Origin of the sequence: Streptococcus sp. HMSC067A03 (assembly GCF_001814295.1) — a bacterium.
GTDB lineage: Bacteria > Bacillota > Bacilli > Lactobacillales > Streptococcaceae > Streptococcus > Streptococcus constellatus.
The window spans coordinates 56,029-73,034 of record NZ_KV815642.1; the positions used below are offsets into that span (position 1 = coordinate 56,029).

The 17,006-nt window shown below is 38.0% G+C and carries 17 protein-coding genes and 1 pseudogene; 6 read left to right on the forward strand and 12 right to left on the reverse strand.

What is annotated here, in order from left to right:
• Positions 1–115: 115 nt before the first annotated feature.
• From HMPREF2963_RS00945 to HMPREF2963_RS00955, 3 genes are read left to right on the forward strand one after another with little or no spacing between them, the layout of a single operon-like run.
• A complete protein-coding gene (locus HMPREF2963_RS00945) occupies positions 116–481 on the forward strand; it encodes a GntR family transcriptional regulator (RefSeq protein ID WP_003069676.1) in 366 nt (121 codons plus the stop codon).
• A 3-nt stretch (positions 482–484) separates the two neighbouring features.
• Positions 485–1,180: an ABC transporter ATP-binding protein gene (locus HMPREF2963_RS00950; RefSeq protein ID WP_003069677.1), complete on the forward strand. Its 696-nt coding sequence runs from the start codon at positions 485–487 to the stop codon at positions 1,178–1,180.
• Between the two features lie 21 nt (positions 1,181–1,201).
• Positions 1,202–1,996 (forward strand): ABC transporter ATP-binding protein, encoded by a 795-nt coding sequence (locus HMPREF2963_RS00955; RefSeq protein WP_070668058.1) that lies wholly within the window; start codon positions 1,202–1,204, stop codon positions 1,994–1,996.
• 146 nt (positions 1,997–2,142) lie between these two features.
• Here HMPREF2963_RS00955 and recJ read toward each other — a convergent pair whose 3' ends face one another.
• The 9 genes and pseudogenes from recJ to miaA form a co-directional block, all read right to left on the reverse strand.
• Complete coding sequence (gene recJ / locus HMPREF2963_RS00960) at positions 2,143–4,377, reverse strand: single-stranded-DNA-specific exonuclease RecJ (RefSeq protein WP_070668060.1); 2,235 nt, start codon at positions 4,375–4,377, stop codon at positions 2,143–2,145.
• Positions 4,378–4,535: 158 nt separating this feature from the next.
• Positions 4,536–4,883 carry a GNAT family N-acetyltransferase gene (locus HMPREF2963_RS00965; RefSeq protein WP_070668212.1) on the reverse strand — a complete coding sequence of 116 codons (348 nt, stop codon included), beginning with the start codon at positions 4,881–4,883 and terminating at the stop codon, positions 4,536–4,538.
• A complete protein-coding gene (locus tag HMPREF2963_RS00970; RefSeq protein WP_070668062.1) occupies positions 4,867–5,598 on the reverse strand; it encodes a class I SAM-dependent methyltransferase in 732 nt (243 codons plus the stop codon). The genes HMPREF2963_RS00965 and HMPREF2963_RS00970 overlap by 17 nt, the downstream gene beginning before the upstream one ends.
• A gap of 9 nt (positions 5,599–5,607) precedes the next feature.
• A complete protein-coding gene (locus HMPREF2963_RS00975; protein ID WP_070668064.1) occupies positions 5,608–6,363 on the reverse strand; it encodes an SDR family NAD(P)-dependent oxidoreductase in 756 nt (251 codons plus the stop codon).
• Positions 6,364–6,372: 9 nt separating this feature from the next.
• Positions 6,373–6,981 (reverse strand): annotated as a pseudogene (locus tag HMPREF2963_RS00980) (histidine phosphatase family protein).
• Positions 6,982–7,013: 32 nt separating this feature from the next.
• The gene (gene rnz, locus HMPREF2963_RS00985) at positions 7,014–7,943 is read right to left on the reverse strand and encodes a ribonuclease Z (RefSeq protein ID WP_070668066.1); all 930 of its coding nucleotides are present in this window, start codon (positions 7,941–7,943) and stop codon (positions 7,014–7,016) included.
• A 10-nt stretch (positions 7,944–7,953) separates the two neighbouring features.
• The gene (locus HMPREF2963_RS00990) at positions 7,954–8,583 is read right to left on the reverse strand and encodes a cystathionine beta-lyase (protein ID WP_037597223.1); all 630 of its coding nucleotides are present in this window, start codon (positions 8,581–8,583) and stop codon (positions 7,954–7,956) included.
• Positions 8,576–9,814: a GTPase HflX gene (gene hflX, locus HMPREF2963_RS00995; RefSeq protein ID WP_037597225.1), complete on the reverse strand. Its 1,239-nt coding sequence runs from the start codon at positions 9,812–9,814 to the stop codon at positions 8,576–8,578. The genes HMPREF2963_RS00990 and hflX overlap by 8 nt, the downstream gene beginning before the upstream one ends.
• Positions 9,807–10,691: a tRNA (adenosine(37)-N6)-dimethylallyltransferase MiaA gene (gene miaA, locus HMPREF2963_RS01000; RefSeq protein WP_070668068.1), complete on the reverse strand. Its 885-nt coding sequence runs from the start codon at positions 10,689–10,691 to the stop codon at positions 9,807–9,809. Before miaA ends, hflX begins: the two co-directional genes overlap by 8 nt.
• Before the next feature lie 77 nt (positions 10,692–10,768).
• Here miaA and HMPREF2963_RS01005 point away from each other — a divergent pair, with 77 nt between their 5' ends.
• Positions 10,769–10,939 carry a DUF3042 family protein gene (locus HMPREF2963_RS01005; RefSeq protein WP_003024081.1) on the forward strand — a complete coding sequence of 57 codons (171 nt, stop codon included), beginning with the start codon at positions 10,769–10,771 and terminating at the stop codon, positions 10,937–10,939.
• Between the two features lie 106 nt (positions 10,940–11,045).
• Here HMPREF2963_RS01005 and HMPREF2963_RS01010 read toward each other — a convergent pair whose 3' ends face one another.
• From HMPREF2963_RS01010 to HMPREF2963_RS01020, 3 genes are read right to left on the reverse strand one after another with little or no spacing between them, the layout of a single operon-like run.
• On the reverse strand, positions 11,046–12,323 hold the full coding sequence (locus HMPREF2963_RS01010; RefSeq protein WP_003069692.1) for an ABC transporter permease: 1,278 nt from the start codon (positions 12,321–12,323) through the stop codon (positions 11,046–11,048).
• On the reverse strand, positions 12,323–13,015 hold the full coding sequence (locus tag HMPREF2963_RS01015; protein ID WP_070668071.1) for an ABC transporter ATP-binding protein: 693 nt from the start codon (positions 13,013–13,015) through the stop codon (positions 12,323–12,325). Before HMPREF2963_RS01015 ends, HMPREF2963_RS01010 begins: the two co-directional genes overlap by 1 nt.
• Positions 12,999–14,147, reverse strand: coding sequence for an efflux RND transporter periplasmic adaptor subunit (locus HMPREF2963_RS01020; RefSeq protein ID WP_070668073.1), 1,149 nt, complete (start codon positions 14,145–14,147; stop codon positions 12,999–13,001). Before HMPREF2963_RS01020 ends, HMPREF2963_RS01015 begins: the two co-directional genes overlap by 17 nt.
• Positions 14,148–14,409: 262 nt before the next feature.
• On the opposite strand from HMPREF2963_RS01020, the gene gorA reads away from it, so the two are divergent.
• Positions 14,410–15,759 (forward strand): glutathione-disulfide reductase, encoded by a 1,350-nt coding sequence (gorA, locus tag HMPREF2963_RS01025; RefSeq protein ID WP_070668076.1) that lies wholly within the window; start codon positions 14,410–14,412, stop codon positions 15,757–15,759.
• A 643-nt stretch (positions 15,760–16,402) separates the two neighbouring features.
• Entirely contained in the window at positions 16,403–16,945 is a 543-nt protein-coding gene (locus tag HMPREF2963_RS01030) for a biotin transporter BioY (protein WP_070668078.1), read from the forward strand.
• Positions 16,946–17,006 lie beyond the last annotated feature (61 nt).

Here is a 17,006-nt window from a genome sequence, read left to right on the forward strand (position 1 = left end):
CTAAATTTCTATTTTGCTTGCTGAAGAAAAAATACAGAATTTTTTCTAAAAACTTGCTATTTTTTCAAAAATATTGTATTATTTAATTAGTACAAAAATACAAAAAGGAGAAATCATGAGTTGGACTTTTGATAACAATCTTCCCATTTATTTACAGATTATGGATAAGATTAAATTGCAAATCATCTCCAACCAGCTACAAGCTGGTGAGAAATTACCTGCCGTTAGAGAATTAGCTGCAGAAGCCGGTGTAAATCCAAATACTATCCAACGAGCTTTATCTGACTTGGAAAAAGATGGTTTTGTCTATTCTCAACGCACAGCAGGACGTTTTGTCACTGATAATCATGACTTGATTTTAAAAACTAGACAAAAACTTTCTAAGGAGGAAGTGGAGAAATTTGTAAATGGTATGATTCATTTTGGTTATCAGAAAGAAGAATTACCAACAATTGTTGAAGATTATATAAAAGGAGTTTAGGAAATGGTTTTACTTGCATTTGAAAATGTCTCAAAATCCTACGGCAGCACACCTGCTTTAGAACACATCAATTTTGAAATCGAAGCTGGAAAAATTATCGGCTTGCTCGGTCCAAATGGCTCTGGAAAGACAACTATAATTAAACTTATCAATGGTTTGCTCCAGCCAAATGATGGGAAAGTTCTCATCAATGGGCTTCAACCGTCACCAGAAACCAAAAAAATCGTATCTTATTTACCAGATACGACCTACCTGAATGAAAAAATGAAAGTCAAAGATGCTTTGCAGTACTTCCAATCTTTCTATGCAGATTTTGAGATGGAGCGTGCTCAAGCATTGTTACAAGATCTTCACATTGACGAAAATCTAGCATTCAAAAAATTATCCAAAGGAAACAAAGAAAAAGTTCAGTTGATTTTGGTCATGAGCCGCCAAGCCAAACTTTATGTTCTTGATGAACCAATTGGAGGAGTTGATCCAGCAGCACGAGACTACATTTTACAAACGATTATCAACAATTATTCACCTAGTGCTTCTGTTCTCATTTCAACACATTTGATTTCAGATATTGAACCAATCTTAGATGAAATTATCTTTATTGATAATGGCAAGGTCGTTCGGCAAGGCAATGTAGATGATATTCGTTATGAGTCTGGTGGATCCATTGACCAACTCTTCCGACAAGAATTTAAAGCTTAAGATAAATGAAGGAGATTAACTATGTTTTGGAATTTATTAAAATATGAATTTAAAAATGTAAATAAGTGGTATTTAGGATTATATGGAATCGTACTCTTTCTATCTATTAGTATTGGACTTTGGCTAAGACATTTTGCAAATGGAAGGAACTTTTTCGACCGTTTGCAGTCTTCTACTAATGAAGCAGGGAGTATGACAAGTACTTTCTTCGGTTTTACAATGCTGATTTTCTCAGGTCTCCTTGTGGCACTTGCAATTTCAACACTCTTTCTGATTATTCGTCGTTTTAAAAATAGTGTTTATGAAAGAGAAGGATACCTAACGCTCACCTTACCAGTTAATGAACACCAAATTATCCTTTCAAAATTACTTGGCGCTATTATATGGACGATTCTTAGTACCATTGCATTATTTCTTAGTTTTTTCATCATTGCCCTTATTGTGGGAACTGCTTTTCATACACAATCTGAAATTGAAACAGTTGTTCGATTACTTGGTAAACACTTTTGGGAAATGACTAGTGAAGCCCTGAAATCATTTGTATACTATCTTGTAGTCCTTATCCCAAATATCCTATTGATTTATCTTTCTATCTCTATCGGTCAACTCTTCCAAGATCACCGCACTGCAATAGCCTTTCTAACTTATTTTGGAATTCATTTTTCTCTGCTTATCGTCGCTAATTTGAGCGTTTCGGCTTTCCCATCACTTAATACTTTAGGTAGTTTTGGTGAGATAGTCGTATCTCTTCTTTTAGGTCTGATCTACTATGCTGGAACTTATTATATCCTCAAACATAAAGTAAATTTACAGTAGATAATACCATCTAATAGCAATACTCACAAAAAATAAAGTCATGAGTTCATCTTACTCATGACTTTTTCATTACTCAAAGCTTCATAGCCCATTTCATAGCTTGACTACAAAGGCTAACTCCTCAAAATAAATGGTTCATCTAACTTCTAGTTTGAACATTCATCTTTTTCTATCAGATAATCATAAATTTCCTGTACCGTTCCTAGAGCCATGAGTTCCTGCTCCTTGACAGTTATTTTAAGCTCCTGATAAATATGGCTACTTTCAATAGCTTTTTTTTCTGCGTTTTTATTTACCTGCATAACCCCATCTTGAATCGTCACAAAGCCTAACTCTTCAAAAATTTGAATCATCTTAATGAGTAGGATGGGATCAATTTTTAGATAAGCGGCTAGTTCTTTCAATTTGTAGCGTATATCAAACTCTGGAAACTGATAAATCGTTTTATAGAGTTTAGCAAACTGCTCTCTTGTTCCGAAACCTGTCAAATAATAGGGATGAACAATCTCATTTTTAAAGTAAATTGCTTCAAAATTGCCCTGTTGAATAATTGCTTTGAGCTGATTTAGGTGCTCAGGTAAGTCATACACTACAACTGCTCTGCTCTTTTTCAAATCAGGAATTTCTCCTGAAAAACGTAAAACAGGAACATTTTCAGGCAACCGAGCATTTTTACCTCGAATATTAAAAAGCTGAATTCCATCGACCCTTGCATCCATCAGCATAAGCTGGAGGCTAGTCTGACCATTCCACTTGTTGACCGACAGAGTGACTGCTAGCTCTAAGTTTTTAGTTTGGGAAAATTCTGTCGCAAGCTCACCTAGACCAAAAGCCACTACTTCAAGAACTGCGCTAGCCTGAGAAATTTTCAGCTTAAGGTGCGCATTCCCCATCCCCATAGTGCGGACATTTTCAACCTTAAAATCTTTCAAATAGAAAATAGGCTTTTTATTGTCCATGCCGAAAGGAGCTAACTTTTCAAAGTTTTTGAGGGTCTCTAATGTCAGATCTGGCAAAGCTAATTCTTCATCCAAAAAGAGTTCATTCTTAGTTGACAAATCAACTTGATTATCTTCAATATAAGCCTCCAAAACCTGACTGAGTTCTTCTAATCGACTGACGTCAAGGGTCATGCCAGCTGCCCCTGCATGCCCACCAAAAGCTACAAATAACTCTCGGTGAGGATCTAGAGCTTCAAAAATATCAACTGCTTCAATGCTGCGAGCACTACCTTTGGCTAAACCATTTTCAATATTCAGCACAATGATCGGCTGATGTAACTCTTCTAAAAGTCGCCCTGCTACAATTCCCAAAACACCTGGATTCCAACCCTTGCCAGCTAGAACCTGAACAGGCTTCTTAGGATCAATCATAAACTTAGCTTCATCATAGATATGCTGCACCATCTCCTTGCGTTCGTCATTTTTCTGATTAATCATCAGGGCAATGTCACGCGCTTCTTCTTCATCAAAGCCGGTCAGAAGTTCAATAGCAGGATTGGGATCATCCAATCGACCTAGAGCATTGAGTCTAGGGGCTATTTGAAAACCGACTGTTTCTTCGTTCAGCTCGTCAGACTGTATACCTGCTATTTTGAAAAGTTCCTGCAAACCGATGCGCTGGGTGTTTTTCAAAACAGACAAGCCATATTTGACCAAAATGCGATTTTCACCTGTTAGGCTGACCATATCTGCGATAGTCCCAATAGCGACTAAATCCAGCAACTCTACTTGAACTTCCTCTAAAAGGGCAGTTGCTAGCTTAAAAGCCACGCCGCAGCCAGCTAAGTGCTTAAAAGGATAATCAGCTTCTGGATGTTCCGGGTGAACAATTGCATAAGCATCAGGAAGTATTTCCGGCATAGAATGGTGATCTGTTACGATGACATCCACTCCCATGGACTGAGCTAGTTCAATAGCTTCCAATCCTGCAACTCCATTATCCACTGTAATGAAGAGGGAAATACCCTGATTATCAATAAAATACTTATAAACGCTCGCGTTAGGACCATAACCATCTGTAAATCGATTGGGCAAATAGACCTGACACTCTGCTCCAAGTTGCTCTAACGCTTCTTTAACAATGGAAGCTGAAGTCATTCCATCCGCATCGTAATCTCCATAAATCAAGATTTGTTCATCATTTTCAATCGCTTGACGAATGCGCGTCACTGCCTTATCCATATCATGCAATTCATAAGGATCATACAGCTGGTCCAAACTAGGCTCTAGAAAGTCTCGCAATGCTTCTTCTGTCTGGATACCTCTCTGGTAGACTAGATTAGCTACCGAAGTCTCCAAGCCCAGTTTTTTAGCTTTTTTAATAAAGTCCTCATCTGAAAAATTTGTGGCAATCTGCCAATCATATTTTGATGTAATCATGAAATCATCTTTCTTTTACAATATAACTTTTATTATAACACGAAAAGACTAGCTTTCACTAGCCTGAACTTCTAATTTTATACATATAGCATTTTAGGCTATCCTACATAAATCAAACCTGTACAATTTGAATCAGACAGTTTTCGAAATCTGAGGCCTTAATAAAAAGATAGCGTCTTATCAGATCGATCTGTCACTAACTCAATCTGATAAACATCTGAGCATTCTTCCAAAGTAGTCTGTAAGAGTTTACGTCCGATGCCTTGCCTCTGATAATTTTGTAGAACCAGTAGGTCTTGGATAAAAAGAACAGAAGCTCCATCTCCTACTACTCTAAGAAGACCGACAAGACAGTCATTGTCATACGCTGCCACAGTGTAAAGAGAATTTTGAAAGGCCTGCTCTAGTCGCTCTGGATAATCCGTATAGTTACTCCAACCAACAGATTGATAAAGCAGAAGCAATTCCTCAACAGTTATTTGTTTATTTTCAACATAATGAATCAGTCTTGAATCCTTTTTGCAGCCAAATATGTTGAAAAGCAGCAATATCACGATAAGGAGACTGTTGGCAAACTGCAAGCTCTATCTTCAACATCTTTTCCCGCCAAGCAACTGCTGTTTTAACTGCATTGTCTTGCAAGCCATAAAAAATTCGAATTCCTTGATAATTCTGAACAGTCAATTCAGACGTGACCTTTTGTAATAAGTCTGCTAAATCATAATAGGTTGCTTGTCCCATTGTATGCGATTGATAAGACTGCCCTGATAATAAATCTAACGCTAAATTCGTATCATTTGCAAACACTACTGTCTGCATAATTCGCCCCACTTCATTGTGCTTAACGAGCGAAATTTGTCCACCTTTTTTCAACAATCTGCTAAATTCAGCTAGATAAAGAGCTGGAGTATCCACATACTCCAGAACATTATGGCAGACAATGAGATCAAAATGAGCATTTGGAATATCTTTCAACATTTCTAGACTGCCTTGTAGTTGCTGATAACGGAAATTCTGCTGACGTTCTGCAATCATCTCGTCATTTGGTTCTATAGCTATTACCTGATTGTTTTGTGCCAAAAAATCCGCCACCAAACCAAAACCACTCCCAAAATCTAATACCTTTTTATTTTTTATATGTGCCAACTGAGCAAATAGAATCTCATAATAAAGCTTCCCCCATGGTTGATTTAAAAATTCCTTGTAAGCTGCCACGTCCATAAACGTCTCCTACTTATAATTGAACATTTTACTAGCTAGTCTGTCACCAAAGTTAGGAAAAAGCGTATAGAGCTTGTGAGCCGCCTTCAGTGTGAAAGGCATGATCAACTCTCGCTTCTTTTTCCCAAAATTGTTCACAATCTGCTTAGCAACAGTATCTGCTTCCAAAATGTATTTATCAACCGCCTTAACATAACTACCATCGGGGTCAGCTTTGTCAAAGAAAGCCGTCTTAATCGGTCCTGGATTAACCGTCGTCACATAAACATTGTAAGGCATCAACTCTAAACGCAAAGCATTGGAAAAACCAATTCCAGCAAACTTAGTAGCAGAGTATAGACTAGATTTAGCACTAGCAATCAACCCAGCTGTACTAACAATATTGACAATATGCCCACGTCCCACTTGCTTCATTCTCTCCCCAAAGATACGAGATAGATTCATAAGAGCAAAGGTATTAACTTCAAACATGGCATGAATGTCCTCGTTGCTAATCTTGTCAAATTCTTCAAAAATCCCATAACCAGCATTGTTAACGAGAACATCTACCTGTGCATACTTACTGTATAGTTCTTTAGTAAAGGTTTCTAAAGATTGGTCATTCGTAATATCTAACTCAACGAATTCGCAATGTGCATGATTTGAATAAAGCTTTACTAATTTTTCCCGACTGCGTCCTACTAAAATCAACTGATCATTTGGCAACAGCTTCACCATTTCCTGAGCCACACCGCCACTGGCTCCTGTGATAACGATTGTTCGCATGTGTTCTCCTTACTTTTCTTTCAAAAAATCCGTTTGGTTTTCAATCTCAAAAACAAGCGTTTCTGTATTCAATAAACTAATGCTGCAATGTTTCACAAGAAAAAGCCGACTCTTGTTTGTCCACTCTCTCTTGTTCACCAAATGATAGATAATGTTTATCACTCCACCATGTGTAACCACAATTTGTGTCTCAGCTGAGTCGTTATTCTCTTGCAAAAACAATTGAAACCATGTCTTTATCCGTTGATAAAATTCTATCGGGCTTTCTCCATTTGGATAATGCTCGTCCATTGCAAGACTTCTAAAATAGAGATGAGGAAATTTTTGATCAGCATCACTATTTAACATTCCTGCTAAATCACCATTATTCGTTTCTCGTAAGGTACTTTCTTTTTCTACTGGCAACTGAAGTTTTCTTGCCAAAATCTCCGCTGTAGTCTCGGCTCTTTTTAAATCACTCGTAATAATTTTCGTAAGGTGATAGGCTTCTTTGTATCAGACTAAGTAATCCGCCAACTCTTCTGCTTCCCTTTTTCCCTCAGGAAGAAGATCAAGCTGACTCCAGCCACCTCTATGTTGAGCAGAATCTTTCCCATGTCTTACAAATAGTATTTTCATGCGTTCCTTTCATTTTGCTCTTCTATTTAGATTTATATCTCTACTTCCTCTAAATCCTTGACCAAGTGAACATTTTCAAAAACAGAACTGGCATCTCTACGCATTTGACCAATATCCTTTGATAGAAAACGCGCGCTGATATGGTTGAGTAGGAGACGCTTAACACCAGCCTCTTTAGCGACTTCTGCTGCTTGTAGATTGGTAGAGTGGCCGTGATTGCGAGCGATTTTCTCATCTCCTTTGCCATAAGTGGACTCATGTACCAAGACGTCTGCATTGACAGCAAGCCGCACACTGGCATGCGTTTTACGTGTATCTCCCAGAATAGTAATGATCTTGCCAGGTCGCGGAGCTGAAATATAATCTGCTGCTATAATTTTCGTTCCGTCTGCTAACACTACGTCTTCCCCATTTTTTACCTTACCAAAGAGAGGCCCAAAAGGAAGACCAGCAGCTTTCAGCTTCTCAGCATCCAATGTACCTTCCAAATCTTTCTGCATAATGCGGTAACCCACACAAAAAATGCTATGATCTAGTTTCTCTGCATAAACTGTAAATTTATCAGTTTCTAAAATTTTCCCTAAGTGTTTTTCGTCAAATTCATGAAAATGAATCCGATAAGGCAGGCGCGACCCTGACACACGAAGACTCGTCATGACAAAACTTTTAATACCGACCGGTCCATATATTTCAATATCTGTTTGCTCTTCATTAGCTTGAAATGATCGAGTGGACAAAAAACCCGGTAGACCAAAAATATGATCCCCATGCAAATGAGTGATAAAAATCTTTCTAATCTTTCTGGGACGAATCGTCGTCTCTAAAATGCGATTCTGGGTTCCTTCACCACAATCAAACATCCAAATTTCATTGATTTCATCCAATAGTTTCAAAACCAGACTAGAAACATTACGAGCCTTAGAAGGCTGACCAGCTCCTGTACCTAAAAATTGTAGTTGCATCTTTTTCTTTCTATTTTTTATTAATATAAATCATCGCAGAGCGATTCTGAGAACGATAATAAAGCTGACCGGAATAGGTTTGAGCCAGCTGACTTAACTCTTCCTGATTATAGCCTTCCAGTTTTATCCTTCCATCCGCCAATTCATAGCAGTCAGTTAGAGCCGAAAGCGCCTGCTTTTGCACAATTTTTTCAGGAGCAGCCGGTATCATTCGAATAACTTTTCCATCTTCATAAACTAGATAATGAGGGAAAAGCTGAGCAATTTCAAAGAGTAGATCCGGTTCAATCACCTCTGGAATTTCTGGAAAAATTAATCCAATTCCATCTTCGTTTTCAAAACAAAAACCATAAGATTTACCTGAAAGATTCAGTCGGATAAAAGGCTTTTCCTCCTCAAAATTAGGAGAGCTGTTAAAAAGTGATAATTCCTTACTCAATTCTAAAAAATAATCCGTTGCTGCCTCTGGACTCTTTTTTTGGTAGAGTTCAGAAAAATACGCATTGATTACACTAGGTGGCGGTGTGATAAAAGTCAACTTTTGCGAATTGGACAGCTTATCCAAAACTTTTTCTAGATAAATACGATCTAAACTCGTAAAGCCACCGTATTTAAGCGCTAAATTGATATAATCAGTCATAAAATTCTTCTAGTCTCCATTTATTTTTTTCTGCTATATAGCCAGAAATCATTTCACTTTCTTCCACATACTCTCTCTTATCGATAATTGCTAGACTTTCTAATTCATACAACTTATAGGCCTTGCTAGAGCCAACCTTGATACAAAAAGGAACAAATAATTCTCGCATCTTATCCAACAGAGCTTCTTGTAAGACTGCTCTGCTATTTTCCATCTTTGCCGAAATCAAGACACAGGGAGTTAAAGTTGGAAGAAAATTTCCTGCTTTGTCAGCTTTATTATAAAGAGTCAAGCGAGGAATATCTAGCATATCCAAGTCTTTCATAATTGCCAAGACCGTTTTTTCATGTTCCTCATGATTCGGATCACTGGCATCAATCACATGAACCAAAAGATCCACATTTTTGCTCTCTTCTAAGGTTGATTTGAAGCTAGATATTAACTCAGTCGGCAAATCCTGAATAAAACCAACCGTATCCGTTAATGTTACATTCAGCCTCCCCGTCAGATTAGCACCTTTAGTTGTCGCATCTAAAGTGGCAAAAAGCTCGTCTGCCTCATATTGATTCTTGTTCGTCAAGGCATTCATAATAGTGGACTTCCCAGCATTAGTATAACCAATCAGACCGATTTTAAAAACACTAGAATCCAAACGTTTTTCCCGCACAGTTGCCCGATTTTTTTCTACAATTTTGAGTTGTCGCTCAATATCATGAATCTGATTACGAACACTACGACGATTGAGTTCTAACTGACTTTCACCGGGACCACGAGAACCAATTCCCCCAGCCTGACGGCTAAGCATAATACCCTGTCCAACCAGTCGCGGCAATAAGTACTTGAGCTGAGCCAAATGCACTTGAAGCTTCCCTTCATGACTCCTAGCCCGCATAGCAAAAATATCCAAAATTAACTGCATACGATCAATAACCTTGACCCCTAGAATCTCTTCCAAATTGATATTCTGACGAGGTGTCAAACGATTGTTGACAATTACGGTGGAGATCTCATCTGCCTCTACCATGTGTTTTATTTCTTCTAATTTTCCAGCACCAATAAAAGTCTTGCTATCATACTTTTCTCGTTTCTGAATGTAAGAGGACACCACTTGAGCACCAGCAGTTCTGGCTAGACTGGCTAATTCTTCCATAGACAGGGAGAAATTATCTATTCCCTGCAATTCTACTCCGATAAGGATGACTCGTTCCTGCTGTTTTTCTGTTTCAATCATTCATAAATTCCTTTATATCCTGCATCATCCGCTCTTTGTCCTTCGGTTTTGAAACCTGATAAAAGGCTGTATTCATACGGTTGCGAAACCAAGTTAGCTGGCGTTTAGCAAAGCGACGAGTATGTTGCTTTATTTTATCTGTAGCTTCCTCCAAGGTCATCTCCCCAGCAAAGTAAGGGAAAAGTTCCTTGTAGCCAATTCCCTTACTAGCTTGAACATGCGGATAATAATCATAAAGCCACTTTGCCTCTTCTAAAAGCCCAGCCTTCAGCATTCGATCCACTCGCTGATTGATACGCTCATAGAGAACTTCTCGGCCATCATCTAGACAAATTAGCAGGGCATCATAATCAGACTGTTTGTTTTCAAGGTCCTTCCCCAAATGAGCAATTTCTAATGTTCGCATAGCTCTCCTACGGTTAATCTGGGGAATAGTCAATCCTAGCTTTGCTATTGTGCTAAACAATTCCTCATCTGTTAAAGTATCTAACTCTGATCGATAGGCTAAAATATCCTCACGAGAAGCTGAACCACCCAAATGATAACCTTCCAGTAGACTTTGAATATAAAGTCCTGTTCCTCCCACAATGATAGGTATTTTCCCTTTTGCTACAATCGTTTTAATAGCAGTTTCTGCCTCCTTTACAAAATCAAAAGCTGAATAAGCTTCACTCACTTCTCGCACATCTATCAAATAATGAGGAATCCCCTCTTGCTCTTCTGGAGTGATTTTAGCCGTTCCTATATCCAGTTTTTTATAGACTTGCTGACTATCACCGCTAATAATCTCACCATTAAAACGTTTTGCAATTTCTACACTAAGAGCTGTCTTTCCTACTGCTGTAGGGCCTATAATCACAATTACCTTTGTTTTCATCTTTTCCCTTGAAAAAAATTTAATTTTTCGTTACTATATATTATAACATAAATAAAGTTCAAAAAAGGAGAAATCTAATGGCTAAAGGATTTGTTAAAGGGGTTGTTACTGGGGTTGCTGGTACTGTTGCTGCTGTTGCAGGTGCAGTTTATACATTTAAGAAAAAAGTGATTGAACCTGAAGAAAAGAAGGCAGCTTTTATCGAAGAAAATCGCAAAAAAGCAGCTCGTAAACGTGTATCACACTAAACTAGCTTATATACCATAAAAACTCCAACAAGTAACTCACTAAAAGATGAGTAGTTGTTGGAGTTTTTTATAAAACATTCTTTCTTACACTGTGAAGATTATCCGTTTATTCATAACGTAAGGATTCAATCGGATCCAATTTGGACGCCTTATTAGCTGGCAAAATCCCGAAAATAATCCCGATAGTCGCTGAAAAAAAGACACTTCCAACAGCAGATACTGTTGTAATAGTAGGAGGAGCTCCGAAAAATGAATCTAAGTTATGACCAATAGAGGCTACGATAAGAGCTGCTAAAGCAAGCCCAATCAGACCACCGATTGCGGTCAACACCATTGACTCAATGACAAATTGCATCAAGATATTTCCACGAGTTGCTCCAAGCGCTTTTCGAAGACCGATTTCGCGGGTGCGTTCTGTCACCGATACAAGCATGATATTCATCACACCGATACCGCCAACCAGGAGGGCGATTCCTGCAATTGCACCAAAAACTATTTGTACGATAGCAATCTGGCTTTGAATAGAAGCCAATTGACCAGCTTGGTCCAACATTTGGTACTCGCCTTCTTTCACGCCAGACAACTTTGTCATCAAACGCGCTGCTGCACTTCCATCTTTCAATACATTATCTAATTTTTTGACGTGCACCACGACATTCATAATCTCGGCAGCATTGTATTCCACCGCCAACTGGGTGTTAGCCATTAGCAAATTTCCGTTGTTCATATTGGCTAAACGATTTCGTGTTTCATTTGGATCTTTATAAACACCAATTACACGGTAGTTATTATTTTCTAGCTGAACAATCTGATTGAGTGCTTTGTCTGCACCTCCAAAAAGAATATCAGCCAATTTTGTATCTATCAAAACAACTCTTGCAAATGTTTGATAATCATTTGCTGTCAGAATCCGACCTGCAACGATTTGAAATTTCTTTACTGTAAAATAAGTTGAATTAATACCTATTATAGGAATCTTATCCGCTTTTTTCTTACCATAATTTACCGTAGCAGTTGTGTTATTTGTGACATAATAGTTATCAATCCCGCTAATCTCATTCACTGCTTGTTTGACCCAAGCTTCTTTGATTTCGGGCTCTACTTCAGTCGAAACCGTCTCATCGCTATTTCCACTGTCAGCATCTTCACGCATTTCTTGATAACTTATAACCCCATCTCCATTTTTACTTCTTTTATGTGAATAAAATATGGAGACATCTTGCTGAGCGCCACCTAAGACATCTGTGAAAGCTTTTGACATACCACTTCCTAGAGCCACAATCACCATGACAGACATAACACCAATAATAATGCCCAACATCGTTAAGAAAGAACGCATTTTATGCCCCATAATGGAGTTAATTGCAAATTTCCAATTCTGCATCATGCTTCTCCTTTCTTAGTATCCGACGAAATGACACCATCACGAATGACAATTTGGCGCTTTGCAAAGGCTGCAATTTCTGGTTCATGAGTGACCATGATAATCGTTTTCCCTTCACGGTTTAGCTCCGTCAGCAATTCCATAATTTGCTCACCTGTCTTAGTATCCAAAGCACCAGTTGGTTCATCTGCTAAGATAATAGAAGGATGATTAACTAGGGCACGCGCAATGGCTACCCGCTGTTTTTGACCGCCAGAAAGTTCTGACGGTAAATGGTGCATACGCGCTTCTAGCTCAACTTTTTTAAGATATTGCTCCGCTAAAGCTTTTCGTTTGGATTGAGAAATTCCGGCATAAATCAAAGGAAGTTCTACATTTTGAAGAGCATTTAATTTTGACAACAAGAAGAATTGTTGAAACACAAAGCCAATCTGCTGATTGCGGACTTTTGCTAACTTCTTTTCACCTAGTTTGGCGACTTCTTCTCCTTCTAAATAATACTCTCCACTCGTTGGTCTATCGAGCATACCAATGATATTCATTAGCGTTGACTTACCTGAACCAGAAGGCCCCATAATTGCAACAAACTCACCTTCTTCAACAGCCAAATGAATATCTTTCAAGACCTGAAGTTCTTGATCTCCATTGCGATAACTTTTATTCACATTTTTTAAATCAATGAGTTTCTTCATATGATTTCACCTCTTGACCATCTTTCAAGCTATCTGTCGGATTGGTGATAACTTTACTATCTTTTGTCAAACCAGATGAGATTTCTTGATGTTTAGCATCTGCATTTCCAAGTGTCACTTGAACTTTTTTCGCAGTTCCTTTTTCTATTGTCCAAATATAGCTCTTATTGCTTTCAGAAACGATACTGCTGACTGGCACAAGAATACCTCTTGTCTTATTTTTTACTTCAATATTAATGGAGAAACCTTGCTTCAAATCACCAATTTCACTTGTAATATCAACTGTATATGGATATTTTGCTCCTGAGCTCGCATTCCCTGCGTTAGCTGCTGCTGTATTTTGGTTGTCTTTCGGATAATTGGAGATATAGCTGATTTTTCCAGTCCATTTCTTGTCTGGATAAATCTTGGACGTAATCGTCACTTCCTGTCCAACGGAAAGATTTGCTAAATTGTACTCTGATAGCTCCCCTTTTACTTGAAGGTTGCCGTTATTAACAATATGAACAAGTGTTTGATTTGCTCCTGTTGTAGACTTAGAAACATCGCGATTTACTTCTACTACGGTTCCATCATTTGCACTCGTTACAGTCGTCGCATTTAGCTGGGCTTGTGCTTTATTGACATTAGCTTCTGCATCTGCACGATTGTCTTGCAAATCCTTTAGTTGGGAATCAACAGACCGTTGTGCAGACGCAGTTGTTTTATCATCTGTAGCTGCATCACCTGTCGTTTCAATAGTTGTTCCATACGTTTTTAAATCATAAATTTGGCGATCTATTTTATTTAACGCACGAACAGCAGTATCGTAAGCAGCTTGTGCTTCCACACTCTTGTATTGTACCAAAGCTTGACCAGCTGTTACTTTATCTCCAACATTTACAAGAACACTATCCAAATCACCTTTGGTACTATCATAATAGACGTACTGCTCATTAGTAGCTGCAATATTTCCTGACAATAAGACAGACGAAGCAACTGATCCTTCCCTCACTTTTTGCACTTGGATCGTTTTCTCTTTATCAGCGACATTATTACCATTGAACAAGAGAATCGTACCTATCGCTCCTAAAATAACAACCGTAGTTACACCAATTAGGCTAAACAACTGCCATTTTTTCAATTTTTTCATCTCTTTCTCCTCCTGATGAAAATCGTCCATTATTTTTTATATTATAACATACACAATTAGAAATAAGAAAACATTTACAAACAATTTCTTTACTCTTTTATCATTCATCTATCTTCTATTCTTTATTCTTTTTGTATTAAATATATAATACAATAATACAATTAAATAGTCAAATCTTCTATCAATTTTTGTAGCAGATTTTTGCAATCATTTTCTAAAAACGTTACAATAATTTCATACTACAGATAAAAAGGAGACTCGTATGAGAACATTTGACATCATCGCCATTGGTGGCGGTAGCGGAGGAATAGCAACCATGAACCGTGCTGGAGAACATGGTGCAAAAGCTGCCGTTATTGAAGAAAAGAAATTAGGAGGCACCTGTGTCAACGTCGGTTGCGTTCCCAAAAAAATCATGTGGTATGGTGCACAAATTGCCGAAGCTATTCAAGACTATGGACCAGATTATGGATTTACTTCAGATAATCAGCAATTTGATTTTAGGACACTTCGAAAGAATCGCGAAGCATATATTGACCGTGCACGCCATTCTTACCATAATAGTTTCACTCGGAATGGAGTTGAGGTGATTGAAGGTCGTGCCAAATTCATAGACCGCCATACAGTTGAAGTAAATGGCGAGATCATTCAAGCTAAACATATTGTTATCGCAACTGGTGCTCATCCTCATATTCCAGCAATCCCCGGAGCAGAATTAGGTGAAACTTCTGACGATGTTTTCGCGTGGGAAGAACTCCCGCAGTCTGTTGCCATTCTTGGTGCAGGCTATATTGCAGTCGAATTAGCCGGACTTCTGCATGCTTTAGGCGTAAAAACAGATCTCTTTGTCCGTCGAGAACGTCCTCTCCGTAATTTTGATGCTTATATCATAGAAGGCCTTGTAGAAGAAATGAAGAAATCAGGTCCTACTCTACACACCCACAAAATACCAAAAAAGCTTGAAAAAGTTGAAAACGATTTGCTTCGCATCACTTTTGAGGACGGAACGAGCCACGTCGCCCAACACGTCATCTGGGCAACAGGGCGGACTGCCAACACCGAAGGATTAAATTTAGAAGCTGCTGGTGTTACCCTTGATACTCGTGGCTTTATCTCAGTTGATGAATTTCAAAATACAGCAACATCAGGTATTTATGCCCTAGGAGATGTTACAGGAGAAAAAGAATTAACCCCTGTTGCTATCAAGGCAGGACGTACCTTAGCAGAGCGCTTATTTAATGGAAAATCTGAAGCTAAAATGGATTATTCTAACATTCCAACTGTTGTCTTCTCTCACCCAGCAATTGGGACAGTTGGCTTGACTGAAGAACAAGCCATTCAACAATATGGAGCAGAAAACCTTCACATTTATACCTCTGGTTTCACTTCCATGTATTCAGCTGTCACCCAACACAGACAACAAGCTAAGTTCAAACTGATTACAACAGGAACAGATGAGAAAGTCATTGGTCTCCACGGAATCGGTTACGGAGTTGATGAAATGATTCAAGGCTTTGCAGTTGCTATTAAAATGGGAGCGACCAAAGCAGATTTTGATGCGACCGTTGCCATCCATCCTACTGGATCAGAAGAATTTGTTACCATGCGCTGAGAGTGGAAACAATTCCCATAAATGTCTTACTCTTAGAATTTTTCCAACCTTATCTCAAGAGTCAGAAATGCTGGCTGCATTTCTGACTCTTTTAGTTTACACGATAACTTCTTCTCATTCCATAACTTATTCCTTCATTTTACCCGCTGGGAGTGGGACAGAACTCAAAATTAAAAATTTTAAGTTCGTAGTCCCACCCCCGCAAAGATGATTAGGAACTCTTGCGAGCTTGAACAGCGAAAAAAGAGTCCAATCAGCTACTGCGTCATTTGTTTATCACGAAACTCTTTCAGAAGTTGAAAACTTTTGTCCCAGCCTCCCTTTTTTCTTTGATTTTTTAGTCGATAAAGATGTAAATCTTTGTTCTGATCATATCAAACCTATTTTAGGAGGTTTTCCTATGAAAAAAGTAAAAATAATTCTTGTAACTATCTTACTTATCTTTTTAAATATCTTTGGACTAATTGCATTTTTGATATTATACTTTCGCAACAAAAATAAAGGAAAAGTAATATACCGCAAAAAATAACTACTTTAACAAAAGGTGAATTCAGTTTATGCTTTCACCTTTTTATTTATTACTTGACATTTTTCGTATTTACTTTATAATGGTTACCATATTATAAAACAAAGGGTTACAATAATGAGGAAATCATTTACACTTGTCCTGCCAGCCATTGGTGCAGCTTTGATAACTGTCCTTGCTCAGATTACCATTCCTATCGGTCCAGTTCCTTTTGCTCTGCAAAATATGGCAGTTGGCTTAATAGCCACTATTTTTCATCGAAAAGAAGCCCTATTAGCAGTTACACTTTATCTTCTTTTAGGTGCTATTGGACTCCCTGTTTTTGCAGGCGGAAGCGGCGGATTACAAGCACTTGTCGGCCCAAATGCAGGTTATCTCTGGTTTTATTTGTTTTATGCTCTGGTAACTGCCAGTCTAACATCAAAAAATAGCAGCTTTTTGACGATATTCTTAGCCAATCTACTTGGAGATGCTTTGGTTTTTATCGGCGGAGTACTTGGTTTAATGTTATTAGCAAGATTTAGCTTAGATAAAGCTATCACTGTTGGGATTATTCCTTTTATCCTACCAGATCTCATAAAACTTATCGTAATTAGTCTTGTTACTATTCCTATTTTTAAAAATTTAAAAAACCATCCTTACTTTAAGCTAATAAAATAAATATTGTACAAACAGTCTTAAAACTCGCTCATAGCAGGTCATTTTTATACAATATTTTATA